The organism is Blastococcus sp. SYSU DS0541 (assembly GCF_054050875.1).
This window is the reverse complement of record NZ_JBJHAD010000002.1, coordinates 329,531-354,952: the sequence shown is the minus strand read 5'-3', so window position 1 is coordinate 354,952 and position 25,422 is coordinate 329,531. Positions and strand designations below refer to the sequence as shown.

Below are 25,422 nucleotides of genomic sequence, written 5' to 3'. Positions count from 1 at the left end.
TCAGCGGCCTCGGTAGTTGGGTGCTTCGACGGTCATCTGGATGTCGTGGGGGTGGCTCTCCACGAGCCCCGCGGAGGTGATGCGGGTGAGCTGGCCGCGCTCCTTGAGCTCGGCGACGGTGCCGGCCCCGGCGTAGCCCATGGAGGCGCGCAGGCCCCCGACGAGCTGGTGGGCCACGCCCGACAGCGCCCCGCGGTAGGGCACCTGCCCCTCGATGCCCTCGGGCACGAGCTTGTCGTCGGAGAGGACGTCGTCGGCGAAGTACCGGTCGCGGCTGAACGACTGGTTGCCCCGCTTCTGCATGGCGCCCAGCGACCCCATGCCGCGGTAGGTCTTGTACTGCTTGCCGTTCATGAAGACCAGCTCGCCCGGGGCCTCCTCGACGCCGGCGAACAGGCCACCGATCATCACGGTGTCCGCGCCGGCGACCAGCGCCTTGGCGATGTCGCCGGAGTACTGCAGCCCGCCGTCGGCGATGACCGGGACGCCCGCCGGCCCGGCCGCCAGCCAGGCCTCGTAGATGGCGCTGATCTGCGGGACGCCGACGCCCGCGACCACGCGGGTGGTGCAGATGGAGCCGGGGCCGACGCCGACCTTGACCGCGTCCACGCCCGCGTCCACGAGGGCCTGCGCGCCCGCGCGGGTCGCGACGTTGCCGCCGACCACCTCCACGCCCTGGCCCACCCCGGCGCCGCCGCCGAAGTCCTTCTTCACCCGCGCGACCATCTCCAGCACCGCCCGCTGGTGACCGTGCGCGGTGTCGACGACGAGCACGTCGACCCCGGCGTCGACCAGCAGCCCGGCGCGCTTGTAGGCGTCCTCGCCGACGCCGAGCGCCGCACCGACGACCAGGCGCCCGTCGGCGTCCTTGGTGGAGAGCGGGAACTGGTCGCGCTTGACGAAGTCCTTCACGGTGATCAGCCCGCGGAGCCGCCCGGCGTCGTCGACCAGCGGCAGCTTCTCGATCTTGTGCTGGGAGAGCAGGCCGAGCGCGGTCTCCGGGTCGACGCCCACCGGGGCGGTGACCAGCGGCATCGGCGTCATGACGTCGCGCACCAGCCGGTTCATGTCCGTCTCGAACCGCATGTCGCGGTTGGTGACGATGCCCACCAGGACGCCCTCGGCGTCGACGACCGGGGCCCCGGAGATGCGGTAGCGCGCCGAGAGGGCGTCCACCTCGGCGAGGGTGTTCTCGGGCGAGCAGGTGACCGGGTTGGTGACCATGCCGGCCTCCGACCGCTTGACCAGGTCGGCCTGGCCGGCCTGCTCCTCGGCGGAGAGGTTGCGGTGCAGCACCCCCATGCCGCCGACGCGGGCCATGGCGATCGCCATGCGCGCCTCGGTCACGGTGTCCATCGCACTGGACAGCAGGGGCACCGCCAGGGTGATGCGCCGGGTCACCCGGCTGCTGGTGTCCACCTCGGCCGGGACGACGTCGGACGCCCCCGGCACCAGGAGGACGTCGTCGTAGGTGAGCCCGAGGCGGGCGAACTTCGCCGGCAGCTCGGGCACGGAGTCGGGCTGCATGTGCGCGGCCACCCTTCGGCGCGGATCGGGTCGGACACCGGTTCGACACACCTCGCGGGCGCGCGGGACCTGCTCTGATCGTAGGCGGCGGCGCGGAGGGGGCGTCGCTCCGCCTGCCCGGCGGCTACCGTGTGACCGTGTCTCCGTTCGACGACGCCTCCGGGCCCGACTTCGGCCCGGCCGACGGCCCCGCCCCTCCGCCCCTCACGATGGAGGAGCGCGCCGGGGTGCTCGACGACCTCGCCGAGCTCGAGGTCTTCCGCACACTGCTCGAGCCGACCGGCATCAAGGGCATCGTGGTCGACTGCCCCGACTGCGAGGAGGAGCACCACGTCGACTGGGCGCTGATGCAGGCCAACCTGCGTCAGCTCCTCGACGAGGGCCAGACCGGCCGGCACGAGCCGCCGTTCGACCCGAACCCCGACGACTACGTCAGCTGGGACTACGCCAGCGGGTACGCCGACGGCGTCGCGGCGCTGGCGGAGCGGGACGAGCCCAGCGGCGGGCGCACCGGCCGCCACGCCCGGGACGACTGAGCTGTGCACATCGTCGTCCTCCGGACGACACCGCGGCCAGGTGCCGTCCCCCTGCTGCGCTGAGCGCGTCCGTCGCGCCTGCGCGGGACCCTTCGGGCCCCACTCGGCGCAACCCTGCAGGTGCGTGACGCACCGATATACGTGTGGTGGCGGTCGACCGAGGTCGGATGACCGCCACCAGGCGCATCTGGGCGGTGCGCCTCCGGTCAGGACATGATGCCGCGGCGGAAGCCCGTCGCGACCGCCTCGGCGCGGTCCTTGGCGCCCAGCTTGCGGAACAGCCGCCGGGCGTGGGTCTTGATGGTGTCCTCGGACAGGTAGAGCTCCCGGCCGATCTGGGCGTTGCTCTTGCCCTGGCTCATCCCGGTGAGCACCTGCATCTCCCGCATGGACAGCGCCACGGCGGGGGTGGCGTCGCGGACGGTCGACCGCACGGTCGTGGGCGCCGAGCCGGCCAGCGGGGCGGCGCCGCTCCACGCGGGCGCCGGTGCGCTCACCTGCTGCGGGATCCGGCCGTCGGCGCGCAGCCCGAGCCGGGAGAGGCCCAGCCCCATCTCGATCGGGGTCGCGTCCCACCGCAGGTAGCCGCGGGCGCCGAAGGCCACGGCGGCCCGGACGCTGTCGGCGTCGTCGGGCGCACCGAGCACCAGGACCGGGAGACCCGGGTGCGTCCGGAGCGCCTGGGTGGCGGCGGAGAGCCCGGTGTCGACGGCGCGCTGGGTGCCGACCACCAGGACGTCGGGGGTGCGGGTGGCCAGGCGGGCCATGAGCGACTGCGCGTCACCGACCACCTCGACCCGGCCCACGAACGGCAGAGCGACCAGCCGTGAGGCGACGTCGTCACGCACCCGCCGTCGCTCGTCGTACACCCACACGGTCGCGCCGTGCACGGGTGCGCGCATCCTGTCGTCGATCACGCCAGCTCCTCGCTCCTCCCGGCCGCTCGGCGGCCGGGTCCCCCCACCGGTCGGGAAGGCACCCGACCGGGTGGCGCGGGGGGGGGGGGGGGGCCCCCGGGGGCCCCCCCACCTCTGCGCCGGTCGGGCAGCCGGTCCGGGTGATCCCCCTCCCGGTCGTCAGCACGACCTGGAGTCACACTGATCGACCCGCAGGCGGCGGAACAGACGCCCTCACCCCGGGGGGTGAGGGCCCATGCGGCCAGGTGACGCAGCGCACACACGGCAAAAGTTGCGGATCGGCTGTGTTTGGAGGTGGGACGGCGAGGGCACCGGGCCCCATGCAGCCGGACAGCCCCCTCCGGCTCTACCGAGTCCTGGAGGAGACATGGCCGACATCCGCAGACTCCCGACGCCCGTCGCCGAGGTCTGGGACTGGCAGCTCCATGGCGCCTGCCGTGGCGAGAACACGTCCCTCTTCTTCCACCCCGACGGGGAGCGCGGGCCGGCCCGGGCGCGGCGGCAGTCCGCGGCCAAGGCCGTCTGCTCCCGTTGTCCGGTCGTCGACGCGTGCCTGAAGCACGCGCTCGCCGTCCGCGAGCCCTACGGCGTCTGGGGCGGCATGAGCGAGGAGGAGCGGGCCCGGCTGATCGCCGCCGAACCCGCCGCCGTCGCCGCCGGGGTGTAAGCCCGCCCTACGCACGCGAGAGGGCCCGGTCCAGGATTCCTGGACCGGGCCCTCTCGCGTGCTGGTGGCGTCCACCCTCACCGTGGCGCGTCCTCCCCCACGGCAGACCGTGAGGGAGGACGCGCCGGGATCAGGTCACCTGATCATCGCCGAGCTTCAGTGGGAGTGGCCGTGGCCGTGCGAGTGGCCGTGGGTGTGGTGCCCACCGGCGCCGTGGTCGTGGTCCTCCTCCGGCGCCTCCACGATGGCGGAGTCGGTGGTCAGGATCATCGCCGCGATGGAGACGGCGTTGCCCAGGGCCGCCTTGGTGACCTTCACCGGGTCGATGACGCCCTGCCCGGCGAGGTCGCCGTACTCGCCGGTCGCGGCGTTGAAGCCCTGACCGGCGCCGGCCTCGCGCACCTTGGCGACGACGACGCGGCCCTCGAAGCCCGCGTTCTCGGCGATCTGCACCAGCGGGGCGTCCAGCGCCGCGCGCACCGCGCGGGCACCGGTCAGCTCGTCACCCTCCAGCGACAGCGCGTCGATCGCGCTCGCGGCGTGCACCAGGGCGGACCCACCGCCGGGGATCACGCCCTCCTCCACGGCCGCGCGGGTAGCGGCGATGGCGTCCTCGATGCGGTGCTTGCGCTCCTTGAGCTCCACCTCGGTGGCCGCGCCGACGCGGATGACACCGATGCCACCGGCGAGCTTCGCGAGCCGCTCCTGCAGCTTCTCGCGGTCCCAGTCGGAGTCGGTGGCGTCGATCTCGCGGCGGATCTGCGCCACGCGGTCGCCGATCGCCTCCGAGGTGCCACCGCCGTCGACGATCGTGGTGGCGTCCTTGGTGACGGTGACCCGGCGGGCGGTGCCGAGCACCTCGAGGCCCACCTGGTCGAGCTTGAGGCCGACGTCCTCGGTCACGACCTGGCCGCCGGTGACGACGGCGAGGTCGGTCATGAACGCCTTGCGCCGGTCGCCGAAGAAGGGCGACTTCACCGCGACGACCTTGATGGTCTTGCGGATGGAGTTCACGACCAGGGTGGACAGCGCCTCGCCCTCGACGTCCTCGGCGACGATCAGCAGCGGGCGACCGCCGGTCGAGAGCACCTTCTCCAGCAGCGGGAGCAGCTCGGCGAGCGCGCTGACCTTGCCGCTGACCAGCAGCACGAGGGCGTCCTCGAGGACGGCCTCCATCGCCTCCTGGTCGGTGACGAAGTACGGCGACAGGTAGCCCTTGTCGAACTGGACGCCCTCGGTGACGTCGAGCTCGGTGGAGAGGGTGTTGCTCTCCTCGACGGTGATGACGCCGTCCTTGCCGACGCGCTCCATCGCCTCGCCGATCAGCTCGCCGACCTCGGCGTCCTGCGCGGAGATGGTGGCGACGCCCGCGATCGCCTCGCGCTTCTCCACCGGGATCGCGACGGCGTCGAGCGCGGCGTGCACGGCGTCGGCGGCGGCGCGCATGCCGCGGCCCAGCGCCATCGGGTTGGCGCCGGCGGCGACGTTGCGCATGCCCTCGTGCACCAGCGCCTGGGCGAGCACCGTGGCGGTGGTGGTGCCGTCACCGGCGACGTCGTTGGTCTTGGTGGCGACGTTCTTCGCCAGCTGGGCGCCGAGGTTCTCGTACGGGTCCTCGAGCTCGATCTCGCGGGCGATGGTGACGCCGTCGTTGGTGATGGTCGGGGCGCCGAACTTCTTGTCGATGACGACGTTGCGGCCACGCGGGCCGATCGTCACCCGGACGGCGTCGGCGAGCTTGTCGACACCGGCCTCCAGGGCTCGGCGTGCGTCCTCGTTGAACTTGATGATCTTGGCCATGGGCCCTTCCGATCAGTCAGTGCAGGGCGAAAGACGACCGCCCCGGGACCCGGTGTTCGGGTCGCCGGGGCGGTCGGAGGTGCGGTGATGGAACGGCCCCGTCGCAGGGCCCCGCGGCGAGCGGAGCGAGCTGCGGGGGGCGACGGGGTCCTTCTACTTCGAGACGACGGCGAGCAGGTCGCGGGCGGAGAGCACGAGGTACTCCTCGCCGGCGTACTTGACCTCGGTGCCGCCGTACTTCGAGTAGATGACCACGTCGCCGACGTTCACGTCGAGCGGGACGCGGTTGCCGTTGTCGTCGATGCGGCCGGGGCCGACGGCGACAACGGTGCCCTCCTGGGGCTTCTCCTTGGCGGTGTCCGGGATGACCAGACCGGAGGCGGTGGTGGTCTCGGCCTCGTTGGCCTGGACCACGACGCGGTCTTCCAGCGGCTTGATGCTGACCTTGGTAGCGGTCGTCACGTCGGTGACGCCCCCTTCGGTGTCGGACGGCAGGGATGTTCGATGCTGTGGCACGAGATCAGGCACCCGCCGTCGCGGGGGTCGGGCGCCAGCCCGTGTCGTTTGGCACTCTACCCAGGAGAGTGCCAGCCGCTCAACCCGGTCGCCAGGGTGGGTGACGTCGGCGTCGACCGGCCCGTACGCCACGCTGTGCCGGTGGACGGGTCATCCGAGGAGCAGACCGCCGAGACGGTCCGCCAACTGCGCGCGCTGACGACCCCGGAGGGCGCGGCGGCGCTGTCGCGCGCGGCGGCCCTGCTGGCCGAGGGAGCCGACGCGGTCACGGCGTTGACGCGGCTGCGGGCCGAGGTGGGCGCCGACCTCGCCGGGCCGGCGTGGGGCATCGCCCGCCAGCGGCAGAAGGCCCGGTCGACGTTCGGGGCGGACGCGGACCGGATGCTCTTCACCGGCGACACCCTCGAGCAGGCCGGCCGCCCCCGGCTCGCCGCCCGCCGCGCCGCCCGGCTGCTGGCCGGCGGCGCGGACTCCGTCGCCGACCTCGGGTGCGCCGCGGGCACCGACACGATCGCGCTCGCCCGCGCGGGCGCCCGGGTGCTCGCCGTCGACCTCGATCCGGTGGCCCGGGAGCTCACCGCCCTGAACGCCGAGGCGCTCGGCGTCGACGACGACGTCTGGGTCGTGGCCGGGGACGCGGTGGAGCTCGTGGCCTCCGCCCGCGGCGGCGAGGTGGCCGGGTGCGGCGCCGCCGTCCTGGACCCCGCCCGGCGGGCCGGTGGGCGGCGGCTGCTGGACCCCGACCGCTGGTCGCCGCCGTGGTCGACCGTCGAGGCGCTGCTCGGGAAGGTGCCCACGTCCGTGGTCAAGGTGGCGCCCGGCCTGGACCACGACCGGGTGCCCGGCGGGGTCGAGGCGGAGTGGGTGTCGGTCGGCGGGTCGATCGTCGAGGCGCTGCTCTGGGGGCCCGCGGTCGGCACCACGTGGCGGCGGGCGAGCGTCGTCCACGACGGCGCCGTCCACGAGCTCACCGCCGACGCCGACCCCGGCCCGGCGCCCGCCGGGCCAGTGCGCGGGTGGCTCCACGAGCCCGACCCCGCGGTCATCCGCTCCGGCCTGGTCTCCCTCGTCGGCGCCGACCTGGGCGCGACGCTGGTCGACCCGACCATCGCCTACCTGACCTCCGACGCCCCGGCCGGGAGCCCGTGGGTGACCTCCTACCGGGTCGACGAGGTGCTGCCTTTCAACCTCAAGAAGCTCAAGGCGCTGCTGCGCGAGCGGGCGGTCGGCCGCGTCGTGGTGAAGAAGCGCGGCTCGGCGATCGAGCCGGAGACCCTGGCCCGGCAGCTCCGCGGGAACGGCGACGGGACGGCGACCGTCGTCGTCACCCGGGTCGCCGGGAACCCGACCGCCCTGGTCTGCGACGTCACCGGCTGACGCGGGCCGGCAGGTTCCTGCGCATGCACACCCGGGCCCACCGGTCCAGGCCGTGCGCCGCCTCCCGCTCGCGGATCGCCCGCAGCCCCGGCGTCCACTCGCGCTCGTCCAGGACCCGGAAGCCGCAGCGGCGGTAGTGGGGCGCGTTCCACGGCACGTCCTCGAAGGTGGTCAGGATGAGGGCGGGGACTCCCGTGGCGACGGCCTGTGCGGCGGCGTGCTCGATGTCCCGCACGGCCCCCCACTCGCCCGGGGCGACGGGCCGGATTTGCGCGAGCCGGTGCATGCCGGGGCTCAGCGGCTGACGACGTCGATCGGCAGGGAGCTGTCCGCGCCGAGGTCCGGGGCGGACGGCGCGACCCCGGCGGCGACCAGCCGCGAGCCGAGCGCCGCCACCATCGCGCCGTTGTCGGTGCACAGCTTCGGTCTGGGAACCCGCAGCACGATGCCGGCCTTCGCGCAGCGCTCCTCGGCCAGCGCGCGCAGCCGCGAGTTGGCCGCGACTCCCCCGCCGAGGACCAGGTGGTCGACGCCGTGGTCGCGGCAGGCGCGCACCGCCTTGGCGGTGAGGACGTCGGCGACCGCCTCCTGGAACGAGGCCGCGACGTCGGCCACCGGCACCGGCTCCCCGGCGCGCTCCCGGGCCTCGATCCACCGGGCGACGGCGGTCTTCAGGCCGGAGAAGGAGAAGTCGTAAGCGGGGTCGCGCGGGCCGGTGAGCCCTCGTGGAAAGGCGATAGCGTGCGGGTCGCCGTCGCGCGCGGCCCGGTCGATCGGCGGCCCGCCCGGGAAGGGCAGGCCCAGCACGCGCGCGACCTTGTCGAACGCCTCGCCCGCCGCGTCGTCGATGGTGCGGCCCAGCGACTGCACCTCCTGCGCGAGGTCGGGCACCAGCAGCAGCGAGCTGTGCCCGCCCGAGACGAGCATCGCGATCGACGGCTCGGCCAGCGGCCCGTGCTGCAGCTCGTCGACGGCGACGTGCGCGGCGAGGTGGTTGACGCCGTACAGCGGCTTGCCCAGCGCCAGCGCGTACGCCTTCGCGGCCGCAACCCCGACCAGGAGCGCACCGGTCAGGCCCGGCCCGCTCGTCACCGCCACCGCGTCGACGTCAGCGGCGCTGACACCGGCCTCGGCCAGCGCCCGGTGCACGGTCGGCACCATCGCCTCCAGGTGCGCGCGCGAGGCGATCTCGGGGACGACGCCGCCGAACCGCTCGTGCTCCGCCACCGAGGTGGCCAGCGCGTCGGCGAGCAGGGTGTGCCCGCGGACGATGCCGACGCCGGTCTCGTCGCAGGAGGTCTCGAACCCGATGACCAGCGGCTCGCTCACGGCGTCCCCCCGTCACATGTCGCTCCCGCGGGGAGCTCCGCTCCTCGCTCGTTCCTCGCTGCGATGCTCACGCCCCTGCCCGCTCCCGCTTCATGACCACGGCGTCGGTGCCGCTCGGTTGGTAGTAGCCGCGCCGCCGGCCGATCTCGGCGAACCCGCGCCGGCGGTAGAGCCCCTGCGCCGTCTCGTTGTCCGCGCGCACCTCCAGCAGCACCACCGGGGCGCCGCGCCGGTCCGCCTCGGTGAGCAGCGCGTCGAGCAGCCGGGCGCCGATCCCCTCGCCCTGCCGCGCGCCGGTGACGCCGATCGTCGCGACGTGCGCCTCGTCGTCGTAGGCGATGAGCCCGGCGTACCCGACGACGGCGCCGCCGTCCTCGGCGACCAGGTAGTGGCGGGTGTCGGGGCGGGCCAGCTCGTCGCGGTACATCGCCACCGTCCAGGTGTCGGGCGCGAAGAGCTCCTCCTCCAGCCCCATCACCGCGGGGAGGTCCGCGAGGGTCATCGGCCGCAGCCGGGTCACCGGGTCACGGCCTTGATCGAGGTCGGCGGCACCGCGTCGGGCCGGCGCAGGTAGAGCGGCACCAGCGGCCCGGCCGAGCCCGGATCGGCGAGCTGCGGGGCGGCCGCGCGGAGCAGCCCGGCGGTGGTCACCTCCGCCGGGGTCACCGGGCCACCGAGCCGCTCGGCGAACGCCGGGTCGCCGACGAACGGCCCACCCCGCCCGAACTCCTCGGGGCGCACGACTCCCGGGCCCTCGACCCGAGTGCCCTCGTCGTCGTAGGTGGCCCAGTAGACCTCCTTGCGGCGCGCGTCGGTCACCACCGTGCGCGCACCGGCGCCGATCGCGTCGAGGGAGCAGACGCCGACGACCGCCAGCCCGCGGGCGTCTCCGATCGCGGCAGCGGTGACGACGCCGACGCGCAACCCGGTGAACGGCCCGGGCCCCAGGCCGGTGACGACGGCCTCGACCTCGGCGAGCCCGAGCCCGGCCTCCGCCAGCGCGCCCTGGATCGCCGGCGTCAGCAGCTCGGCGTGCTTCGTGCCCGACGGGACGGCGCGTTCGGCCAGCACCTCCGCGCCGCCGTCGGGGGTCCACCGGGCAAGGCCCGCGACGAGCATCGGGGTGGCGGTGTCGAGCGCGAGGACCAGCACGACCGCTCAGCGTAGGCGAGTGCCGGCGGCCACCTCGTAGACGATCTCCAGGCCGTCCTCCTCGTCGACCTGCTCCCCCACGACGACGAACCCCTCGGCGAGCACGAGGTCGCGGGAGGCGGTGTTCGCCGGCGCGACCGACGCGCGCACCGTGGTGACGGCGGGCTCCTCGGCCGCCCACGCCAGGAGCGCGCGCAGCGCCGCCCGGGCGTACCCCTGCCGCCGGTGCAGGGGGTCGGTGGAGTAGCCGACCTCGACCATGCCGGCGGCGTCCGGTGGCCCGTGGAAGCCGGCCCGGCCCACCGCCAGGCCCCGCTCGGGGTCGTGGACCACACGGGTGATCCAGCGGGCGCTGCCCGGATCGGCGACCACCTGCTCGGCCCGGACGGCCCACACCCAGCGGCACTCGGCACCGGCGAGGTACGGGCTCAGGGGCACCGGCGCCGCCGCCTCGGCCGCGGCGAGGTCGCCGTCTGCGAGCGCGCGCAGCGCCGCCGGACCCAGCGGGACGAGCCGCACGACGGGCAGGTCCGGGCTCACAGTTCTTTCCGGAGGTGCACGTCGGCGGCGCCGGGCGTGGGCACGCCCTCCCAGCGGAAGATCTCCCGGTAGCCGTGCCGCTCGTAGAAGCCCGGCGCCTGGAAGCTGAACGAGGTGACGAACACGTGGGTGCACCCCCGCGCCCGCGCCTCCTCCTCGAAGCCCGCCAGCAGGCGGGAACCCAGGCCCTCGCCGCGCGAACCCGCGCGCACCCAGGTCATGCCGATGCCCGCGGCCACGCCCCACGTCCAGCCGCTCAGCCCGGCCACGAGCTCACCCGAGGCGTCGAGGACCTGGACGGTCAGCTCCCGCGCCGGCGCCACCCCCTCGGTGGCGGCGGCGTTGTGCGCGTCGAGCTCGGCCGACAACCGCTGGTCCAGCTCGGGGCGCCCGCCGGCCACGACCGTGCGGTACGGCGCCGGCGACGTGCCGGGAGGGGTCACGGCGCCTCAGCTCCCGTCGAGCCGGGCGGTCCACCCCGGGCCGTGCGGCACCAGCACGGCGGTGCGGACGTCGTCGTCGCGCCGGCCCAGCCGCACCTCCAGGTGCTCGTCGGCCAGCTGCTCGACCAGCCCCTGCCCCCACTCGACGACCGTCACCGACTCGTCGGTGGAGGCGTCGAGGTCGAGGTCGTCGACGTCGGCGTGGCCCCCGAGCCGGTAGGCGTCCACGTGCACCAGCGGGATGCGACCACCCCGGTGCACCCGCGCGATGACGAACGTCGGCGAGGTGACCGGCTCCCGGACGCCGAGGCCCGCGCCGATGCCCTGGGTGAGCGCGGTCTTGCCCGCGCCCAGCGGGCCGACCAGCACCACCAGGTCGCCGGGCCGGGCGAGCGCGGCCAGCGCCTCGCCCAGGGCGCGGGTGTCGGCGGGGTCGGGCAGCACGTGCTCGCGCTTCACGCGGCCTCCTCCAGCGACCCGGCGACGGCGGTCAGGTCGGCCAGCAGCCCGGCGCGGGGTGCGCCGTTCGGGCCGAACCGGATGGCGGCCGACGGGTGGTAGGTGGCCCACACGGCGCGGCCGTCGACCTCGTGCGGGCGGCCGCGGACGGCGGCGAGGACGGTGCGCGGGCCGAGGAAGAACTTGGCCGAGGAGAGGCCGAGAGCCACGACGACGGGGCTGCCCAGGAGCTCCAGCTGACGGCGCAGCCAGCCGCTGCAGCGCGCCACCTCCGGCGCCTTCGGGGTGCGGTTGGCGGGCGGCCGGCACTTGACCACGTTGAGCACCGCGGCCTGCCCGCGGTCCAGACCGGCCTCCGCCAGCAGCTGGTCCAGCAGCGCCCCCGACCTGCCGACGAAGGGCCGGCCGGTGTCGTCCTCGGTCGCCCCGGGCGCTTCCCCCACGAGCACGAACCGCGGCCGGCCGGTGAGCGGCACGTCGCCGACGACGACGTGCCGGCGCGCGGTGGCCAGCTCGGGGCAGGCGACGCAGGCACGGGCGGTCTCCGTGAGGGTCGCCCAGTCCGGAGCGGCCGCCGCGGCGCGGGCCACCTCGTCGGCGGCGGCGTCGAGCCGGGGCGGGCGGGGAGCGGCCACCCCCGCACCCTAACCGCGGCGGCCCACCGGCTCCGGGGACCGGGTCAGCTCGTCGCGCCGACGCCGATCGACGCGGCGACGCGGCGGATCAGGCCGGTGAGCGCGCGGCTGACCTCGTCGGGCGACTCGAGGGGGACCATGTGCCCGGCGCCGGGCACGACGACGTACTCGACGGCGTTCTCGCCGGTCTGCGCCAGCCGTTCGACGATGAGCTCGCTGTGCTCCGCGGGGATCATCCTGTCCCGGTCGCCGGTGAGCACCAAGGTGGGCACCCGGCACAGCGGCTCGAGCCGGCCGGTCTCGTCCAGGCCCGCCAGCGCGGGGTAGAACTCCGCGATGACGTCGACCGGCGTGCCGGCGATCATCGCGTCGACGTAGCGCACCAGCGTCGGGTCGACGTCCGACGAGCCGAACGAGAGCGCCTTCGTCGCCGCCGACACCAGGTCCGCGGCGACCCGGCGGGTGCGCTCGGCGAACGACGGCCGGTGCCGCATCGTCCACGCGGCGACCGGCAGCACCGCGGCGCGTACCCGGGTGAGCATCTCGGGCAGCCCGAAGCTCAGCTCGGCGAGGTTGCCGCTGGAGGTGGAGAGCAGGGCGGCCCCCCGCACCCGGGTGCCGAACAGCTCGGGCCGCAGCGCGGCCAGCCCCATGACCGTCATGCCGCCCATGGAGTGCCCGACCAGGACCACCGGCCCGCGGGGGGCCCGGGCGTCCAGCACCGCGAGCAGGTCGCGGGCCAGCTGGTCGATGGTGGAGTGCTCCGGCATGCCGCGGCCCGACGAGCCGTGGCCACGCTGGTCGTAGAAGACCAGGCGGGCCTGCGGCCGGTGCCCGTTCCCGGTGGCGAGCTGCGCGCCCAGGACGCGGCGCTGGAACGCCCACGACGCCATCGAGAGGGTGTAGCCGTGCACGAAGACCACGGTCAGGGGTGCGTCCCGCGGACCGATCTCCTCGACGGAGAGGAGCACGCCGTCGTCGGCCTGCACCAGTGCGGTGCGGTCGGCCGGCCGGGCCTCGGTGCCCAGCGGGTCGGCCTGGCGCAGCCGGCTCTCGGCCAGCGCCGTCGCCACGTCGCCCACCGGCCCCAGCTCGGCGGCGCGCACCCGGCGGGCGGCCACCCGGCTGAGCGCGACGCCGGCGGCGGTGCCGGCGGCGGCCAACCCGACGACGGCACCGACCACACCGGCGGCGCGGGCCGTGGGGTGCTCGCGCGGGCGGCGGGGCGGCTGGGGGCGCGTGCGGGGCATCAGACCGCCCCCGCCGACCCGACGTACCGGCGGGCGAAGCGACCGCCGATGCGGGTGACCAGCTCGTAGTGGATCGTGCCGACGGCGTCGGCCCACTGCTGCGCGGTCGGCTCGCCCCCGTCGCCGGGGCCCCAGAGGACCACCTCGTCGCCGGCGGCGATCGGGTCGTCGCCGACGTCCAGGACGAACTGGTCCATGCACACCCGGCCGGCGATCGTCCGCTGCTTCCCGGCCGCCAGCACGGGTGCGCAGTTGCCCCCGGCACGCGGCACCCCGTCGGCGTAGCCGGCGGGCACCAGGGCCAGCGTGGTCTCGCCGGCGGTCGCGTAGGTGTGCCCGTAGGAGACCCCCTCGCCGGCGGGGACGCGCTTGGTCAGCGCGACCCGGGCGCGGACGGTCATCGCCGGCCGCAGCCCGTGGTCGGCGGCGTCCCCGCCGAGGGGGTCCAGCCCGTAGACGGCGACGCCCGGGCGCACCATGTCGTACCAGGTGCCGGGCAGCGCGACCGTCGCCGCCGAGTTGGCCAGGTGCCGGCGGGCGTCGGTGAGCCCCGCCGCCCGGGCGACCGCGACCGCCTCCTCGAACACCCGCACCTGCGCGCCGATGGTGGGGTGGGTCGGGGCGTCGGCGTAGGCGAGGTGGCTCCACAGCCCGGTGACGACGACGTCGCCGTCGGCCTGCGCCCGGGCCGCTGCCGCGACGAGGCCCGGCCACTCGGCGACGGGGGCGCCCTCCCGGGAGAGCCCGGTGTCGACGAACAGGTGCAGCCGGGCGGTGCGGCCGGTCGCCCGCGCCGCGGCCACCACCTCGGCCAGGCCCCACGCGGCGTTGACCGACACCTCGACGTCGGCGGTCAGCGCCGCGGCGACGTCGGCGCCCGGGCCGTTCAGCCAGGCCAGCACGGGCGCGGTGACGCCGGCGGCCCGCAGGGCCAGCGCCTCGCTCACCACGGCCACGCCGAGCTGGTCGGCCCCGCCGGCCAGCGCGGCCCGCGCCGCGGGCACCAGCCCGTGCCCGTACCCGTCGGCCTTGACGACCGCCATCAGCGGCCGGCCCACCCGCTCCCGCAGCACCGCGGTGTTCGCCGCGATCGCGTCGAGGTCGACGACCACCTCGGCCCCGGTCCCGTTCGTCACGCCCCCGAGTCTGGCAGGCCGTCCGGCGGCGTACCGCGCACCCGCGCGACCGCCTCCGGCAGGTGTCGGACGACGTCCCCGGCGACGAACGGTCCGCGCGCCGCGGCGACCTGCCCCGCCCGCCCGTGCAGGTGCGCGGCCACCGCCGCCGCCTCGACGGCGGGCAGGTCGGCGGGGAGCAGCGCCCCGCCGATCCCGGAGAGGACGTCGCCGGTGCCGGCGGTGGCCAGCCAGGGGGTGCCGGTGCCGTTGACGTAGGCGGTGCCGTCCGGATCGGCGACCACGGTGGCGTCGCCCTTCAGGAGGACGACCGCCCCCAGGTCGGCGGCCAGCCGGCGGGTGGCCCCGATCCGGTCGTCCCCCGGCTCGGTGCCGAAGCGGGCGAACTCGCGGTCGTGGGGGGTGAGCACGGTGGGCGCGGACCGGCCGCGCACCAGCTCCGGCTCGCGGGCCAGCAGGGTCAGCCCGTCGGCGTCGACCAGCACCGGCAGGTCCGTGGCGAGCACCTCGGCCAGCACGCTTCGGGCGTCGTCGCCGGTGCCCATCCCCGGTCCGACCACCCACGCCTGCACGCGGCCGGCGTCCCCCGGCCGGCCGTCGGTGACGATCACCTCCGGCCACGCCGCGCGGACGCCGTCGGCCGCCGTCCCTGCGTAGCGCACCAGCCCGGGCCGGGTGCGCACCGCCGCCCCGGTGCAGAGCACGCCGGCCCCCGGGTAGGTGGCCGAGCCGGCGACGACGCCGACGACCCCCTGCGAGTACTTGTCGTCGTCGGGGTCCGGGAGCGGCAAGCGGGCGGCGACGTCGGCGTCGGTCAGCTGCCGGGCCGCCGGCGCCGGCAGGTGCGGGCCCAGCCCGATGTCGACCAGGTGGACCCGGCCGGCGTAGCCCCGCCCGGCGCCGGCCACCAGGCCCGGCTTGACGGCCCCGAAGGTGACCGTGTGCGTCGCCGGGAACGCCGCACCGGCGACCGCGCCCGAGTCTGCGTCCACCCCGCTGGGCAGGTCGACGGCGACCATCAGCGCCGGACCCCGCGCCGCTCGCTCGACCAGCCCGGCGGCCGGCTCGCGCAGCCCGCCGGAGCCGCCGAGGCCGACGATCCCGTCGAGCACGAGGTCGGACCGGTCGAGCAGCGGGCCGGCCGCATCGGGCGCGACCGTGCGCCCACCGGCCCGCGTGAAGGCGGCGAGCCCCGCCGGGTGCGCGCGGTCCGGGGCGAGCAGGACCGCGGTGGCACGCACTCCCCGGGCGGCGAGCCGGGCGCCGGCGAAGAGGGCGTCGCCCCCGTTGTCGCCCGTACCCACGAGGAGGGTCACGCGGGCGCCGTAGGGGCGACCCAGCAACCGCAGGGAGACGGTCGCCAGCCCCGCGGCGGCGCGCTGCATCAGCGCGCCGTCGGGCAGCTCGACCAGGAGCGGCGCCTCGGCCGCCCGGACGTCGGCGGCGGTGTGCAGGTCGATCACGATGCTCTGCCCCTGCATGACCTCGCGAACTCGGTCATGTCGCCTCCCGGGTCAGCCCCTCGGCGACGACCACCGCCGAGGCGATGCCGCCGTCGTGGCTCAGCGAGACGTGCCAGGAGGTGACCCCCAGCTGGGCGGCCCGCCCGGCCACCGACCCGCGGACGGCCAGGTGGGGCCTCCCGTGCGCTCCGACCGTCACCTCGGCGTCGTGCCACAGCAGGTCACCGGGTGCGCCGAGCGCCTTGGCCAGCGCCTCCTTGGCGGCGAACCGGGCGGCCAGCGACTCCCCGGTGCGCGGGGTGCCCGACGGCGTGCGCTGCTCCTCGGCCGTGAAGAGCCGGTCGCGCAGCCCCGGCGTCCGGGTGAGCGACCGCGCGAAGCGGTCCACCGGCACGACGTCGATCCCCACCCCGATGATCACCGGGCCAGTCTGCCGCGCCGTCGTCCCGGGCGCCCGCCGTCCTCCCTCACCGCAGCGCGTCCTCCCTCACCGCCTGCCGTGCGGGGGGACGCGCCATGATCAGGGCACCTGATCCCGGCGCGGGACGGGCTACTCGACGGTGACGGACTTGGCCAGGTTGCGCGGCTGGTCGACGTCGTACCCGCGGGTGTCGGCGATCTCGCAGGCGAGGACCTGCAGGGGCACCGTCGTCACGACCGGGGCCATGAGCGTCGGCGTGCGCGGCACCCGGATGAGCTCGTCGGCGAAGGGCACGACGTCCTCGTCGCCCTCCTCGGCGATCACGATCGTGCGCGCCCCGCGGGCCCGGACCTCCTGGATGTTGGAGACGACCTTGCCGTGCACCGAGTTGCGGCTGCGCGGCGAGGGCACGATGACGACGACCGGGGTGCCCTGGTCGACGACGGCGATCGGCCCGTGCTTGAGCTCGCCGGCCGCGAAGCCCTCGGCGTGGATGTAGGCGAGCTCCTTGAGCTTCAGCGCGCCCTCGAGCGCCACCGGGAACCCGACGTGGCGGCCCAGGAAGAGGATGGTGCCCGCGTCGGCCAGCGAGCGGCCCAGCGCCCGCACCGGCTCCATCTGCTCGAGCACCTGCTCGACGGCGCCGGGCAGCTGCCGCAGGTCGTCGACGATCGCGGCGATCTCGTCCTCGTACTTCACGCCGCGCACCTGGGCGAGGAAGAGCCCGACCAGGTAGCAGGCGACGACCTGGGCGAGGAACGCCTTGGTCGAGGCGACGGCGATCTCTGGGCCGGCGTGGGTGTAGAGGACGGCGTCTGACTCCCGCGGGATGGTCGAGCCGTTGGCGTTGCAGATCGCCAGCACGCGGGCCTTCTGGTCCTTCGCGTGGCGGAGCGCCATCAGGGTGTCCATCGTCTCGCCCGACTGGCTGATGACGACCACCAGCGTGGAGCGGTCCAGCACGGGGTCGCGGTAGCGGAACTCGCTGGCGACCTCGACCTCGACGGGGATCCGGGTCCAGTGCTCGATGGCGTACTTGGCGATCAGGCCCGCGTGGTAGCTGGTGCCGCAGGAGACGACGAAGATTTTGTCGATGTCGCGGAGCTCCTGGTCCGACAGGCGGACCTCGTCGAGCACGAGCTCGCCGTCCTCGCCCAGCCGGCCCAGCAGGGTGTCGGCGATCGCCTGGGGCTGCTCGGCGATCTCCTTGAGCATGAACCAGTCGTAGCCGCCCTTCTCGGCGGCGGCGGCGTCCCAGTCGACGGTGTAGGCGGTGGGCTCGGCCGGGGTGCCGTCGAAGCCGGTGACCGTGAGCCCACGGGTGCGGTCGATCTCGACCACCTGGTCCTGCCCGAGCTCGCGGGCCTCCTTGGTGTGCCCGATGAACGCGGCGACGTCGGAGCCCAGGAAGTACTCGGGGGTGCCGTCGGCCGTCTCCCCGATGCCGACCACCAGCGGGCTGCTGCGCCGGGCGGCGACCAGGGTGTCGGGCTCCGCGACGTGCGTGGCGACGAGGGTGAACGCGCCCTCGAGGCGCTGGCAGACCCCGCGCATCGCCTCGGCGAGCCGGCCGGGCCCCTCGGGGGTGGTCGCGTAGACCGCGGCCAGCAGGTGGGCCACCACCTCCGTGTCGGTCTCCGAGGCGAACTCCACGCCGGAGCCCTCGCACTCGGCCCGCAGCGAGGCGAAGTTCTCGATGATGCCGTTGTGGATGACGGCGACGGAGCCGTCCGTGGACACGTGCGGGTGGGCGTTCCGGTCGGTGGGGCCGCCGTGGGTCGCCCAGCGGGTGTGCCCGATGCCGATCGTCGCGGCCGGGAGCGGCTGGTCGGCCAGCACCTTCTCCAGGTTGGCGAGCTTGCCCGCCTTCTTCGCCGAGCTCAGCGAGCCGTCGGCGACGACGGCGATGCCCGCGGAGTCGTAGCCGCGGTACTCGAGCCGGCGCAGACCCTCGAGGACGACGCCCGGAGCGTCCTGGGGGCCGACGTATCCCACGATGCCGCACATTGGACCGAGAGTACCGGGGCCGGGCGCCCGCCCGTCCCCACGCGCGGGTCGGGGCGGCCCCGACGGGTGAGACGCCGGGCCGGGTTCAGCCGACCGCGGCGACGACCCCGGCGAGGCGCTGGGCGACCGCGTCGGCCTGCTCCTGCGTGGGCGCCTCGACCATGACGCGGACCAGCTGCTCGGTGCCCGACGGCCGCAGCAGGACCCGGCCGCTGTCGCCGAGCTCGGCCTCGACCGCGTTGACGGCGGCGGCGACCTCGTCGCTGGCGGCGACGGCGAGGCGGTCGGAGACCGGGACGTTGACCAGGACCTGCGGCAGCCGCTGCACCACGGAGGCGAGCTCCGCGAGCGAGGCCTGGGTGCCGGCCATGCGGGCGAGCAGCGCCAGGCCGGTGAGCAGCCCGTCGCCGGTGGTGGCGTGCTCGAGGAAGACCAGGTGCCCGCTCTGCTCGCCGCCGAGGCTGAGGTCCTGCGCCCGCAGCGCCTCCAGCACGTAGCGGTCGCCGACGGCCGTCGTGCTGACGGAGATGCCGGCGTCGCGCATCGTGTGGTGGAAGCCGAGGTTGCTCATGACCGTCGCGACGACGGTGTCGGCCTTCAGCGCACCACGTTCGTGCAGGTCCAGCGCGCAGATCGCGAGGATCGCGTCGCCGTCGACGACCTCGCCGTCGGCCGTGACCGCGAGGCAGCGGTCGGCGTCCCCGTCGTGGGCCAGGCCGATGTCGGCGCCGCGCGCCCGGACGGCCTCGGCCAGCGGCCCGAGGTGCGTGGACCCGACGCCGTCGTTGATGTTCCAGCCGTCGGGCTCGCAGCCGATGGCGTGCACCGTCGCCCCGGCCCGCCGGTACACCTCGGGTGCGGCGGCCGCGGCCGCGCCGTGCGCGGCGTCCACGACGACGGAGACCCCGGTGAGGGGCCGGCTGACGGTCGAGAGCAGGTGCTCGACGTAGGCGTCCGAGCCGTCGGTGAGCGCGCGGACGCGGCCGATGGAGCTGCCGGTGGGGCGGTGCCCGTCCGAGGAACCGGAGGTGACGGTCCGCTCGATGGCGGCCTCGACGGCGTCGGGCAGCTTGTGGCCGCCCCGGCTGAAGAGCTTGATGCCGTTGTCGGGCATCGGGTTGTGGCTGGCCGAGATCATGACGCCGAGATCGGCGCCGCTGCGGCCGGTGAGGTAGGCGAGAGCCGGGGTCGGCACGACCCCGGCGAGGAGCACCTCGGCTCCGGCGCTCGTGAGGCCCGCGACGACCGCGGCCTCGAGCATCTCCCCGCTGGCGCGGGGGTCGCGGCCGACGACCGCGACGGGACGCGAGGTCCCGTCGCGGTCGGCGAGCACGCCTGCGGCGGCACGTGCCACCGAGAGGGCCAACTCCGGCGTGAGGTCGGAGTTGGCCCGACCCCGGACGCCGTCGGTCCCGAAGAGTCTCCCCCCCATGGACGACGCCGGGCCGGTCAGCGCTTGGAGTACTGAGGCGCCTTGCGGGCCTTCTTGAGGCCGTACTTCTTGCGCTCCTTGACCCGCGGGTCACGGGTCAGGAAGCCGGCCTTCTTGAGGGCCGGGCGGTCCTCGGCCTCGACCTCGATGAGGGCGCGGGCGATGGCCAGGCGCAGCGCGCCGGCCTGCCCGGTGACGCCGCCACCCTTGAGGATGCCCACGACGTCGTACTGCTCGGCCTTCTCGAGGGTCACGAACGGCTCGCGGATGAGCTGCTGGTGCACCTTGTTCGGGAAGTACTCCTCGAGGGTGCGGCCGTTGAGCTTGAACTGGCCGGTGCCGGGGAGCAGCCGCACGCGGACGACGGCCTCCTTGCGTCGGCCGACGGTCTGCACCGGACGCCCGTCGGCGTCGGTCACGGTCAGTGCGCTGGTCACTGGGCCACCTGCTTGATCTCGTAGGTCTGGGGCTGCTGCGCAGCGTGCGGGTGCTCGGGGCCTGCGTAGACCTTGAGCTTCTTCAGCATCTGCCGACCGAGCGTGTTGTGCGGGAGCATGCCCTTGATGGCGCGCTCGATGACGCGGTCGGGGTGCGTGCGCAGCTGGTCGCCCACGTTGATGGTCTTGAGGCCACCCGGGTGACCGGAGTGCCGGTAGGCCACCTTGTCGTCCCGCTTCGACCCGGTCAGGGCGACCTTGCCGGCGTTGACGATGACGACGAAGTCGCCGACGTCCACGTGCGGGGCGTACTGGGGCTTGTGCTTGCCGCGCAGGAGCTGCGCGGTCTGGCTGGCCAGTCGACCGAGCACCACATCGGTGGCGTCGATGACGTGCCAGGCCCGGGCGACCTCGCCGGGCTTGGGGGTGTACGTGCGCACGGCGCGCGTCCTCCGTCGTCGTCGGGATGGCTGGTGGGATCGCCTCGCCGAGCACGGGAGACGGATCTGCACGCGCGGCACCAGCCGGCACGCGCGCCAACCGAGCACGATACCAGCTGGAGAACTCGACCCTCATCGCCCCTGGCGAGCGACGACCTCGGCCCTGCTGCAGGGGCCCGCCGCGAGTTTACGAGCGGTGGGGGGCAGCAGGGTCCTTGATTTCGCGCAGGCGCCCGCTGTCGACGTCGTAGACCGTCCCCCGAACCTCGTGGGAGACGAGGTAGGGGCAGTCGCGGAGCAGCCGCATCGACTCCCGCACGTCGGCGTCGACGTCGGTGAAGGTGCGCGCCGACCACGGCGGCCGGCGACCGGTGGCCCGCTCCACCAGGTCGGCGAAGTCGACGTCGTTGCTCTTCTGCAGCCCGCAGTCGGTGTGGTGGACCAGCACGATCTCGCGGGTGCCGAGCAGGTGCTGCGAGATCGTCAGCGACCGCACGGTGTCCTCGGTGACGACGCCACCGGCGTTGCGGATGACGTGCGCGTCACCGACCTCCAGGCCCAGGAGCGGGAACAGCGGCATCCGGGAGTCCATGCAGGCCACGACGGCGACCTTGCGCGCCGGGGCCACCGGCTTGCTGCCGGGGAACCGCTCCGCCCACTCCGCGTTCGCCTCGAGCATCCGGTCGATCTCAGCCACGACCGGACGATAACCGGACCGGCCGCCGGCCGCGCTCCCGGGCGACCACCGCGGCCAGCGCCGCCGCGTCCAGCTCCGGCCGTCCCCCGGCGTGCGCCACCGTTCCCGCCGCCGCGGCTGCGCCGAGCCACGCCGCCTCGTCGGGCCCGCCCCCGCCGAGCAGCGCGGTGACGAGCGCCGCGACCCACACGTCCCCGGCCCCGGTCGGGTCGACCGGCGCCGCGCCGAGGTGCGGCACCAGCACCTCGCCGTCGGCCCACCCCGGGTCGACCTCCCCCACGCCCGCCGCCACCCCGGGAGCCGGGCCGGCGCGCCACGCCACCAGGTCGCCCTCCTCGCCGGAGGCCAGGGCCACCAGCCGGGGCCCGGCCGCCAGGAGCCGTGCGGCGGCGTCGCGGGCGTCGTCGGGTCCGGACAGCGGGTGCCCCACCAGGAGCTCGGCCTCGGCGGCGTCGGCCCGGACGACGTCCGCGCGCCCGAGCACCGCTTCCCGGGTGGCCGCGTCCTCCGGGGCGCCGTCGGCCACCACGAGCGCCGTCGCGGGGGCCCGTTCCAGGGCCGCGCGCACGGCCACGCCCGGCTGCTGGAGCTGGAGGCTCAGCACCCGGCAGCCCGCGATCAGCGCGCCCGCGGCGGCCACGTCGGCGGGGGTGAGCAGCACCGCGGGCGGCACGTCCTCCACCAGCCGTCGTCGGCCGCCGTCCTCGACCAGGTCGAGCAGGAGGGCGGTCGTCGCGCCCGGCCGGGTGACGACGCCCGAGACGCCGATGCCGTCGGCGGCGGCCTGCGCCAGCGCGTCCCGCCCCGCGGCGTCGTCCCCGACGACGCCGACCAGTGCGACCGGGACGCCCAGCTGCGCGAGCGCGACCGCCTGGTTGGCGCCCTTCCCGCCGAGCAGCTCCCGGCGGCCGGTGGCGGAGGCCGCGCCCCCGGGACCGGGCACCGCCGGGAGCCGGAGCACCAGGTCCCGGCCGACCTGCCCCAGCACCACGACCGCTGCCATGCCTGCACCTCCCCGGCCACCGCCGGTGTCGGGCACGCGGCGATGGGCGAGGATGTGCCCCGTGCGCACGGTCGAGGAACACCAGGCGGTCGTGAACGCCCTGCTGCCCGCCCTGCCCGGGGAGACCGTGCCGCTGGCCGAGGCGCACGGACGGGTGCTGGCGCGCGACGTCGTCGCCGAGGTGCCGTTGCCGGGCTTCGACAACTCGGCGATGGACGGCTACGCCGGTCGCTGGGCCGAGCTCGCCGGCGCCGACGGCGGCCCGGTGCGGCTGCCGGTGGCCGAGGACATCCCCGCCGGCCGCACCGACGTCGTCCCGCTGGCGCCGGGCACCGTCCACCGCATCATGACCGGGGCCCCGCTCCCCCCGGGAGCCGACGTCGTCGTCCCGGTGGAGCTCACCGACGGCGGCACCGACGTCGTCGAGATCCGGGACCGCCCGGCGGTCGGCAGCCATCTGCGGGGAGCCGGCGAGGACATCGCCGCCGGCACGGTGGCGCTCTCCGCCGGCGCCCCGCTCGGCGCCGCCCAGCTCGGTCTGGCCGCGGCGGTCGGCGTCTCGGAGCTGCTCGTCCGGCGCCGTCCGCGGGTGCTGGTTCTCTCCACCGGCAGCGAGCTGGTCGCGCCGGGGCAGCCACTGGCGCGCGGCCAGATCTACGAGTCCAACTCGGCGCTGCTGGCCGCCGCCGTGGAGGAGGCCGGCGGCATCCCGCGGCGGCTGCACTTCGTGCCCGACGACGTCGACCAGTTCCTCGCCACCGTGCGCGCCGAGGTGGCCTCCGCGGACCTGCTGATCACCAGCGGCGGGGTGAGCGCCGGCGCCTACGAGGTGGTCAAGGACGCCTTCCGCACGCTCGGCACGGTCGAGTTCGGCAAGGTCGCGATGCAGCCGGGCGGCCCACAGGGCGCCGGCACGGTCGACGGCGTCCCCGTGGTCACCCTGCCCGGCAACCCGGTGAGCGCCTTCGTCTCCTTCGAGGTCTTCGTCCGCCCGGCGCTGCGCCGCGCCCTCGGCCACACCGCACCCGACCGCCTGCGGGCGCCCGCCCGGCTCTCCGGCCCGCTGCGCTCGCCCGCGGGGCGCCGCCAGTTCCTGCGGGGCCGCTACGACGGCGGTGAGGTCTCCCAGGTCGGCGGGCCCGGCTCGCACCTGGTCGCCCACCTCGCTCGGGCCAACTGCCTGGTCGTCGTCCCCGAGGACGTCACCGAACTGCCCGCCGGCGCCTCCGTGGACGTCGTGCTGATCGAGGGAGCACTCCAGTGAGCGAGCCGCGTCTCACCCACGTCGACGAGTCCGGCGCCGCCCGGATGGTCGACGTCTCCGCCAAGGCCGTCACCGCCCGCGAGGCCACCGCCGCCGGCCGGGTGCTGGTGGCTCCCGAGGTCGTCGCCCTGCTGCGGGGCGAGGGGGTGCCCAAGGGCGACGCCGTGGCCGTGGCGCGCATCGCCGGCATCGCCGGGGCCAAGCGGACGTCGGATCTCGTGCCGCTGTGCCACCCGATCGCGCTGCACGGGGTCACGGTCGACCTCCAGGTCACCGACGACGCCGTCGAGATCACCGCCACCGCGCGCACCGCCGACCGCACCGGGGTGGAGATGGAGGCGCTCACCGCGGTCGCCGTGGCCGGGCTGACGATGATCGACATGGTGAAGGCGGTCGACCCGCGGGCGGCGATCACCGACGTCCGGCTGCTGCGCAAGTCCGGCGGCAAGAGCGGGGAGTGGACCCGGTGACCGCCGCACTGCCGGCCGGCGCGCGGGCCGTCGTCCTCACCGCCTCGAACCGGGCCGCCGCCGGCGTCTACGAGGACCGCAGCGGCCAGGCGCTCGCCGCGGGGCTGCGGGAGCTCGGCTTCGCCGTCGAGGGGCCGCACGTGCGCCCCGACGAAGTCGCGGAGCTCGAGGCCGTGCTCCGCAACGCGGTGGACCTCGGGGTGGACCTGGTGGTGACCACGGGCGGCACCGGCCTCTCCCCCACCGACGTCACCCCGGAGGCGACCCGTGCGGTGCTCGAGCGCGAGGCACCGGGGATCGCCGAGGCGGTGCGGCGGTACGGGGCGGAGCACGGCGTGCCGACGGCGGTCCTCTCCCGCGGCCTGGCGGGCACGGCCGCCCGCACGCTGATCGTCAACCTGCCCGGGTCCACCGGCGGCGTGAAGGACGGACTCGCCGTCCTCGGCCCGCTGCTGCCGCACGTGGTGAGCCAGCTCCGCGGCGGGGACCATGTCTGATGTCGTCCTCCGGACGACACCGCGGCCAACGGCCGTCCCCGGTCTGCGCTGAGCGAGTCCGGACACCACCGGAGGAGCCTCCGGCCCCGTCCGGCGGCGCCGCCGCGCAGGCGGCTCCTGCCAGGTGCCGCGTCAGTTCTCCGGTGCCAGCTGGATGCGCTCCGTGCGGGTGTAGACGTTGCAGCCGTCACCGCGGAGGAAGCCCACGAGGGTGATGCCGACCTCGCGGGCCAGCTCCACGGCCAGGGACGACGGCGCCGACACGGCCGCGAGCACCGGGATCCCCGCCATCGCCGCCTTCTGGGTGAGCTCGAAGCTGGCCCGGCCGCTCACCATCAGCACCTGCCCGGCCAGGGGGAGCCGGCCCTCGCGGACGCCGTCGCCGATCACCTTGTCCACCGCGTTGTGCCGGCCGACGTCCTCGCGCAGGGCCAGCAGCTCCCCGTCCGCGGTGAAGAGGCCTGCGGCGTGCAGCCCACCGGTCTTGTCGAACACCTGCTGCGCGGCGCGGAGCCGGTCGGGCAGCGCCAGCAGCACCTCCAGGGGGAGCTCGACGGCGTCCGCGGCGACGTCGAAGGAGGTCTTGGTGCGGATGGCGTCGATGCTGGCCTTGCCGCAGACGCCGCAGGAGCTGGACGTGTAGAAGTTCCGCTCCAGGCCCGTGTCCGGCAGCGGCACGCCGGGCGCGAGGTCGACGTCGACGACGTTGTAGGTGTTGCGGCCGTCGGCGTCCACGGAGTCGCAGTAGCGCAGGCCGGCGACGTCGTCGGCGCCGCGGATCACGCCCTCGGTCGCGAGGAACCCGTGCACCAGGTCGAAGTCGTCGCCGGGCGTGCGCATGGTGATCGCCAGGGCGGTGCCGCCCAGACGGATCTCCAGCGGCTCCTCCGCGGCGACCGTGTCCGGCCTGGTGGTGTGCTGCGATCCGCGGATGCGCAGCACGGGGGTGCGGCTGGTGACTCGTCCCACGCGGGCGACGGTACCCATGCCGCGCGCCTACGGTGTCG

General features: G+C 75.6%; 29 protein-coding genes. 6 read left to right on the top strand and 23 right to left on the bottom strand.

Annotated features, from left to right (window positions below):
- Entirely contained in the window at window positions 1-1,527 is a 1,527-nt protein-coding gene (gene guaB / locus ACI794_RS04205) for an IMP dehydrogenase (protein ID WP_456603938.1), read from the bottom strand.
- A 137-nt stretch (window positions 1,528-1,664) separates the two neighbouring features.
- Here guaB and ACI794_RS04200 point away from each other — a divergent pair, with 137 nt between their 5' ends.
- On the top strand, window positions 1,665-2,063 hold the full coding sequence (locus ACI794_RS04200) for a DUF5319 family protein (RefSeq protein ID WP_456579625.1): 399 nt from the start codon (window positions 1,665-1,667) through the stop codon (window positions 2,061-2,063).
- Between the two features lie 206 nt (window positions 2,064-2,269).
- Here the strand turns inward: ACI794_RS04200 and ACI794_RS04195 are convergent, their stop codons facing one another.
- Entirely contained in the window at window positions 2,270-2,980 is a 711-nt protein-coding gene (locus tag ACI794_RS04195) for a response regulator transcription factor (protein ID WP_456603937.1), read from the bottom strand.
- Between the two features lie 367 nt (window positions 2,981-3,347).
- Here ACI794_RS04195 and ACI794_RS04190 point away from each other — a divergent pair, with 367 nt between their 5' ends.
- Window positions 3,348-3,647, top strand: coding sequence for a WhiB family transcriptional regulator (locus tag ACI794_RS04190; RefSeq protein ID WP_091929063.1), 300 nt, complete (start codon window positions 3,348-3,350; stop codon window positions 3,645-3,647).
- Between the two features lie 156 nt (window positions 3,648-3,803).
- On the opposite strand, the gene groL is transcribed toward ACI794_RS04190, so the two are convergent.
- Together groL and groES are read right to left on the bottom strand one after the other, a co-directional pair.
- Window positions 3,804-5,447, bottom strand: a complete 1,644-nt coding sequence (groL, locus tag ACI794_RS04185; protein WP_456602546.1) for a chaperonin GroEL — start codon at window positions 5,445-5,447, stop codon at window positions 3,804-3,806.
- Window positions 5,448-5,600: 153 nt separating this feature from the next.
- Window positions 5,601-5,909, bottom strand: a complete 309-nt coding sequence (groES, locus tag ACI794_RS04180; RefSeq protein ID WP_166531823.1) for a co-chaperone GroES — start codon at window positions 5,907-5,909, stop codon at window positions 5,601-5,603.
- A 195-nt stretch (window positions 5,910-6,104) separates the two neighbouring features.
- On the opposite strand from groES, the gene ACI794_RS04175 reads away from it, so the two are divergent.
- Window positions 6,105-7,340, top strand: coding sequence for a class I SAM-dependent methyltransferase (locus tag ACI794_RS04175; RefSeq protein ID WP_456602547.1), 1,236 nt, complete (start codon window positions 6,105-6,107; stop codon window positions 7,338-7,340).
- Here ACI794_RS04175 and ACI794_RS04170 read toward each other — a convergent pair.
- From ACI794_RS04170 to ACI794_RS04085, 18 genes are all read right to left on the bottom strand, one after another.
- Window positions 7,330-7,626 carry a hypothetical protein gene (locus tag ACI794_RS04170; protein ID WP_456615715.1) on the bottom strand — a complete coding sequence of 99 codons (297 nt, stop codon included), beginning with the start codon at window positions 7,624-7,626 and terminating at the stop codon, window positions 7,330-7,332. The two genes, ACI794_RS04175 and ACI794_RS04170, sit on opposite strands and share 11 nt — an antisense overlap.
- A gap of 8 nt (window positions 7,627-7,634) precedes the next feature.
- Window positions 7,635-8,669 (bottom strand): tRNA (adenosine(37)-N6)-threonylcarbamoyltransferase complex transferase subunit TsaD, encoded by a 1,035-nt coding sequence (gene tsaD, locus ACI794_RS04165; protein WP_456602548.1) that lies wholly within the window; start codon window positions 8,667-8,669, stop codon window positions 7,635-7,637.
- A gap of 67 nt (window positions 8,670-8,736) precedes the next feature.
- Window positions 8,737-9,171, bottom strand: a complete 435-nt coding sequence (rimI, locus tag ACI794_RS04160; protein ID WP_456602549.1) for a ribosomal protein S18-alanine N-acetyltransferase — start codon at window positions 9,169-9,171, stop codon at window positions 8,737-8,739.
- A 14-nt stretch (window positions 9,172-9,185) separates the two neighbouring features.
- Window positions 9,186-9,821, bottom strand: coding sequence for a tRNA (adenosine(37)-N6)-threonylcarbamoyltransferase complex dimerization subunit type 1 TsaB (gene tsaB / locus ACI794_RS04155; protein WP_456615714.1), 636 nt, complete (start codon window positions 9,819-9,821; stop codon window positions 9,186-9,188).
- A 6-nt stretch (window positions 9,822-9,827) separates the two neighbouring features.
- Window positions 9,828-10,361 carry a GNAT family N-acetyltransferase gene (locus ACI794_RS04150; protein ID WP_456615713.1) on the bottom strand — a complete coding sequence of 178 codons (534 nt, stop codon included), beginning with the start codon at window positions 10,359-10,361 and terminating at the stop codon, window positions 9,828-9,830.
- Window positions 10,358-10,804: a GNAT family N-acetyltransferase gene (locus ACI794_RS04145; RefSeq protein WP_456615712.1), complete on the bottom strand. Its 447-nt coding sequence runs from the start codon at window positions 10,802-10,804 to the stop codon at window positions 10,358-10,360. Before ACI794_RS04145 ends, ACI794_RS04150 begins: the two co-directional genes overlap by 4 nt.
- A 6-nt stretch (window positions 10,805-10,810) precedes the next feature.
- The gene (tsaE, locus tag ACI794_RS04140) at window positions 10,811-11,263 is read right to left on the bottom strand and encodes a tRNA (adenosine(37)-N6)-threonylcarbamoyltransferase complex ATPase subunit type 1 TsaE (RefSeq protein WP_456615711.1); all 453 of its coding nucleotides are present in this window, start codon (window positions 11,261-11,263) and stop codon (window positions 10,811-10,813) included.
- Complete coding sequence (locus tag ACI794_RS04135) at window positions 11,260-11,898, bottom strand: uracil-DNA glycosylase (protein WP_456615710.1); 639 nt, start codon at window positions 11,896-11,898, stop codon at window positions 11,260-11,262. The genes tsaE and ACI794_RS04135 overlap by 4 nt, the downstream gene beginning before the upstream one ends.
- Window positions 11,899-11,942: 44 nt before the next feature.
- Window positions 11,943-13,148, bottom strand: a complete 1,206-nt coding sequence (locus tag ACI794_RS04130) for an alpha/beta fold hydrolase (protein ID WP_456602555.1) — start codon at window positions 13,146-13,148, stop codon at window positions 11,943-11,945.
- Window positions 13,148-14,284, bottom strand: coding sequence for an alanine racemase (alr, locus tag ACI794_RS04125; RefSeq protein ID WP_456579639.1), 1,137 nt, complete (start codon window positions 14,282-14,284; stop codon window positions 13,148-13,150). The genes ACI794_RS04130 and alr overlap by 1 nt, the downstream gene beginning before the upstream one ends.
- The gene (locus tag ACI794_RS04120; RefSeq protein WP_456615709.1) at window positions 14,281-15,765 is read right to left on the bottom strand and encodes an NAD(P)H-hydrate dehydratase; all 1,485 of its coding nucleotides are present in this window, start codon (window positions 15,763-15,765) and stop codon (window positions 14,281-14,283) included. Before ACI794_RS04120 ends, alr begins: the two co-directional genes overlap by 4 nt.
- Before the next feature lie 16 nt (window positions 15,766-15,781).
- Window positions 15,782-16,168, bottom strand: coding sequence for a holo-ACP synthase (locus ACI794_RS04115; RefSeq protein ID WP_456579641.1), 387 nt, complete (start codon window positions 16,166-16,168; stop codon window positions 15,782-15,784).
- A gap of 129 nt (window positions 16,169-16,297) precedes the next feature.
- The gene (gene glmS, locus ACI794_RS04110; protein WP_456615708.1) at window positions 16,298-18,175 is read right to left on the bottom strand and encodes a glutamine--fructose-6-phosphate transaminase (isomerizing); all 1,878 of its coding nucleotides are present in this window, start codon (window positions 18,173-18,175) and stop codon (window positions 16,298-16,300) included.
- 85 nt (window positions 18,176-18,260) lie between these two features.
- Window positions 18,261-19,607 carry a phosphoglucosamine mutase gene (gene glmM / locus ACI794_RS04105; RefSeq protein WP_456602558.1) on the bottom strand — a complete coding sequence of 449 codons (1,347 nt, stop codon included), beginning with the start codon at window positions 19,605-19,607 and terminating at the stop codon, window positions 18,261-18,263.
- Between the two features lie 17 nt (window positions 19,608-19,624).
- Window positions 19,625-20,044 carry a 30S ribosomal protein S9 gene (rpsI, locus tag ACI794_RS04100; RefSeq protein WP_456602559.1) on the bottom strand — a complete coding sequence of 140 codons (420 nt, stop codon included), beginning with the start codon at window positions 20,042-20,044 and terminating at the stop codon, window positions 19,625-19,627.
- Entirely contained in the window at window positions 20,041-20,484 is a 444-nt protein-coding gene (gene rplM / locus ACI794_RS04095; protein ID WP_014377954.1) for a 50S ribosomal protein L13, read from the bottom strand. The genes rpsI and rplM overlap by 4 nt, the downstream gene beginning before the upstream one ends.
- Before the next feature lie 187 nt (window positions 20,485-20,671).
- Complete coding sequence (locus ACI794_RS04090; RefSeq protein WP_456602560.1) at window positions 20,672-21,181, bottom strand: beta-class carbonic anhydrase; 510 nt, start codon at window positions 21,179-21,181, stop codon at window positions 20,672-20,674.
- A complete protein-coding gene (locus tag ACI794_RS04085) occupies window positions 21,174-22,184 on the bottom strand; it encodes a PfkB family carbohydrate kinase (protein ID WP_456615707.1) in 1,011 nt (336 codons plus the stop codon). Before ACI794_RS04085 ends, ACI794_RS04090 begins: the two co-directional genes overlap by 8 nt.
- A gap of 61 nt (window positions 22,185-22,245) precedes the next feature.
- On the opposite strand from ACI794_RS04085, the gene moeA reads away from it, so the two are divergent.
- From moeA to ACI794_RS04070, 3 genes are read left to right on the top strand one after another with little or no spacing between them, the layout of a single operon-like run.
- Window positions 22,246-23,448 (top strand): molybdopterin molybdotransferase MoeA, encoded by a 1,203-nt coding sequence (gene moeA / locus ACI794_RS04080; RefSeq protein ID WP_456615706.1) that lies wholly within the window; start codon window positions 22,246-22,248, stop codon window positions 23,446-23,448.
- Entirely contained in the window at window positions 23,445-23,918 is a 474-nt protein-coding gene (gene moaC, locus ACI794_RS04075) for a cyclic pyranopterin monophosphate synthase MoaC (protein ID WP_456615705.1), read from the top strand. The genes moeA and moaC overlap by 4 nt, the downstream gene beginning before the upstream one ends.
- A complete protein-coding gene (locus tag ACI794_RS04070; RefSeq protein ID WP_456615704.1) occupies window positions 23,915-24,415 on the top strand; it encodes a MogA/MoaB family molybdenum cofactor biosynthesis protein in 501 nt (166 codons plus the stop codon). Before moaC ends, ACI794_RS04070 begins: the two co-directional genes overlap by 4 nt.
- Window positions 24,416-24,547: 132 nt before the next feature.
- Here ACI794_RS04070 and fdhD read toward each other — a convergent pair whose 3' ends face one another.
- Window positions 24,548-25,384, bottom strand: coding sequence for a formate dehydrogenase accessory sulfurtransferase FdhD (gene fdhD, locus ACI794_RS04065; RefSeq protein ID WP_456602565.1), 837 nt, complete (start codon window positions 25,382-25,384; stop codon window positions 24,548-24,550).
- Window positions 25,385-25,422 lie beyond the last annotated feature (38 nt).